We start from the raw sequence: 258 nt of genomic DNA, 5'->3' as shown, positions 1-258 counted from the left end.
TCGAAGACCGACGAACTGAACCGCTCGGAAAACCTCCTGCCGGGCGAGGAAGGCGTCGAGGACGGCCGCTTCGAAGTGGCCGAGGAAGTCCACCTCGACATGCAGTCCGACGATGCGCGCCGCGTCGGCCAGTCCGGCGGCATCACCGACTCGCTGCCGGACCCGGTCAGCACCGAACCGGAAAGCGAGGCCAAGGGCAAGCCCTGAGAGCCTGGGCGCCAGGCCCGCCCTGCCCCGAAGCCTGCGCCGCCGCGTGCC

The 258-nt window shown here is 70.9% G+C and carries 1 protein-coding gene; it reads left to right on the top strand.

Annotation, left to right across the window (positions count from 1 at the left end; translation table 11 throughout):
• A partial coding sequence (locus KVT32_RS30575) for a hypothetical protein (protein WP_217619486.1) occupies positions 1-207 on the top strand: 207 nt, incomplete at its 5' end.
• Positions 208-258 lie beyond the last annotated feature (51 nt).

The organism is Achromobacter sp. GbtcB20 (genome assembly GCF_019091095.1).
GTDB lineage: Bacteria > Pseudomonadota > Gammaproteobacteria > Burkholderiales > Burkholderiaceae_B > Achromobacter > Achromobacter mucicolens.
This window is presented reverse-complemented; position numbering and strand designations above follow the sequence as displayed.